3 protein-coding genes are annotated in these 2663 nt (G+C 60.6%); 2 read left to right on the forward strand and 1 reads right to left on the reverse strand.

Annotated features, from left to right (window positions below; all coding sequences use genetic code 11):
* A partial coding sequence (locus JKG68_RS33095; protein ID WP_210346517.1) for a hypothetical protein occupies positions 1-183 on the forward strand: 183 nt, incomplete at its 5' end.
* 14 nt (positions 184-197) lie between these two features.
* Here JKG68_RS33095 and JKG68_RS31775 read toward each other — a convergent pair.
* On the reverse strand, positions 198-1151 hold the full coding sequence (locus JKG68_RS31775) for a maleate cis-trans isomerase family protein (protein WP_202066368.1): 954 nt from the start codon (positions 1149-1151) through the stop codon (positions 198-200).
* Positions 1152-1307: 156 nt separating this feature from the next.
* Between JKG68_RS31775 and JKG68_RS31780 the strand changes: the two genes are divergently transcribed.
* Complete coding sequence (locus tag JKG68_RS31780; RefSeq protein ID WP_202066369.1) at positions 1308-2234, forward strand: LysR family transcriptional regulator; 927 nt, start codon at positions 1308-1310, stop codon at positions 2232-2234.
* The last annotated feature ends 429 nt before the right edge of the window (positions 2235-2663 follow it).

Genomic DNA, 2663 nt, shown 5'->3' on the forward strand with positions numbered 1-2663 from the left:
GGCATGGCTCAGATCCTTGTGCTGGGCGCCCCTGATGAAGGGTGCGCCGGTAAGCACGGCCGGTCCATCCCATTAGCGGTCGTTCAGGGGCAAGGTCACATTGAAAGCCGGCTTCTGGTCGCCTGCGAAATGGTCTTCATCATCGTACAGGAGGTTGTTGCTGATGAGAGCCGGCCCGGTTGATCCCAGGACCGGGATCAAAACTCACGGAATAACCGACCGGCCCCTTGCAGCGCGGTGAGGGTGCCATTCTCTCTCAGCGCATACCAGAACAACACCGCGTTGATTCCAAGGATCGGAATTCCGATCACGGGCTCCAGCCTCACCGTCACGTTAAGCAGGCTCATATTGGTTCCACATTGCACGACGGCGTCCAGGCGATTAGCGCCGGTGGCCAGCAACTCCATGATGGCCTTCTCCTTGGCCCAGTTAGGCACATGCGCAATGTGCAGCGCGTTCGCACAGGAAAAGCCGACGCTGGCAACAACCTCAAATCCCAGATCCTCAAACATCCGGGTCGCGTTACGATTGCCGATCTGGTCGAAGGGAGTGAGGAGCCCGATCCTCCTGGCATTGTAGCCCTTCAGCGCGGCCGCAACGGCATCGTGCCACATGGCCCAAGCCAGACTGCTGTAGCTCGCGACATCAGCCATCGCGGCGCGGATACCCTCCAGTCCGCTAATGATGTGTTCCAAGCTCATGCCCATGATCAGATACTGCGGCTGTGCCAGAAGCGCGGTGTCCACGGCCGCTTGCAGTCCCTCCAGAAACTGCCGCTTGTACTCGAGCAGATCCTCTTCTGTTCTGAGCTGCGGCTTTGGGGTCAGGACATTGGACGTGTGGAGCCCAATCCCATCCAGCCCGCTCGGCCCTTGGTTGTTGAAGATAATGCTCCAGAGCTCATGCTCCATGCTGGTATTGGTGGCCGGAATAAGCAGCCCGAACTTGCGCCTGAAGCTGCGCACATCGGGGTAGCCGCCGGCAGAGTCGATCGTGAAGCCCTCGGCCTTCGCCCCGTTGAAGATAACTCCTGGTTCGGCGAGGGCCGGCATTGGGGGCGAGTTCGCGTCCGGAATAACAATTTCCTTGCCGGAGAGATTGCCGATCAAGGTCTGGATCCCGCGTGGTTCAGGTTCGTACTGCTTGTTCATTATCCATCTCCCGTAATGTGGAGGGCTCCATCAGGAGGCTGGCCCTCGCTTTGACGGTGCCGGTGCTCGACGCCTGATGCGAAGATGAACTATTCTACCTGAGAAGATAATCTGCTATGAACGAAACAGACTGTTCGTTTGGAGTGAACGATTGCGGTGGACAAGCTTGCCGCCATGCACGCCTTCCGGCGGGTCATCGAACTCGGCAGCTTCCGGGCTGCGGCCCGGGATCTCGGCCGCTCGAATGCCGCGGTGAGCAAGCAGGTCAGCGATCTCGAAGTCGAACTTGGAGCGACGCTGATCGCCCGCACCACCCGCAGGCTTGCACTAACCGAGATCGGCCAAGCTTATTACGAGCGCTGCGCTCGCATTCTCGACGACCTCACGGAAACTGAAACCGCCGTGGCCTCCCTTCAGGCTGCACCCCGCGGCCTCCTGCGGGTCAATGCGCCCATGTCCTTCGGCCTCCTGCACCTTGCCCGTGTGATGCCGGCCTACATCCAACGCTGTCCCGAGGTTAGGGTGGATCTGGTGATGAACGATCGTGCAGTCGATCTCTTGGAGGAGGGATTCGACATTGCCGTCCGTGTCCGGACAAGCCTGCCTGACTCGTCCCTCATCGCGCGGCGACTCGCGCCAGTGCGGCGGGTCCTGTGCGCCGCGCCTGACTACTTGGAGCGCCACGGTTGTCCCGAGCGTCCCGAGGATCTCGTTCGGCACCGCTGCCTGATCTACAGCCTGTCCACCTCACCCACAGAGTGGACCTTTGCCCTGCCAGGCAAGAGCGACCCTCTGACGGTAAGGGTGCGGCCATACTATACCGCAAACAGCAGCATTGCTCTGCGAGAAGCACTCCTGGCCGGGAGCGGCATTGCCCTCGTGCCCACCTTTGTGGTGGGACCAGACGTCAGGGAAGGGCGGCTCAGGGCAGTGCTCCCCACCTTTGAGATCGCGCCGCAAACAATGTACGCGCTCTACCCCTCGGCCCGGCATCTCTCCCCAAAGGTACGGTCGTTTGTGGACTTTCTGGTGGAACGCTATGGGGACGAGCCGTACTGGGACAGTTCCGTAAGGCTAGCTTAACGGAGGGGTCAACACTACTGCTGACCCTCAACTCCAAAGGGCTGCTTCTTGCACTTCTCGAAAGTAGGCCGAGGATCTGCTCCAGCAAGGAACAGCGGACGTTCCCGGAGGGCAGGGGATCGTCACTACCTGACCCGGAACGGAAGATGTCTCGGGCATTGAGAGCGTCGTCAGGGCGCCTGGGATAGATGCTCTGATGGCGTAAGAACCTGGCTCTGTCGAACAGAGCGCCTTGCACGCGAGGAACTTTCGTTCAACTCTGGGCATAGAAGCTCAGCAGGCCAGAAGAGCCGCGTCTGGACAAGAGGAAACGCCCATGCCGAGGAAGGTCACAGCTCACGCCCCGCTCACACGCTGCACCATGGCCTTTGTTCTGGCCGGCGGCCGCGGCAGTCGCCTCCTGGAACTCACCGACAAGCGGGTCAAGCC

Source organism: Microvirga aerilata (assembly GCF_016743775.1).
In the GTDB taxonomy this organism is placed as follows: Bacteria; Pseudomonadota; Alphaproteobacteria; order Rhizobiales; family Beijerinckiaceae; genus Microvirga; species Microvirga aerilata.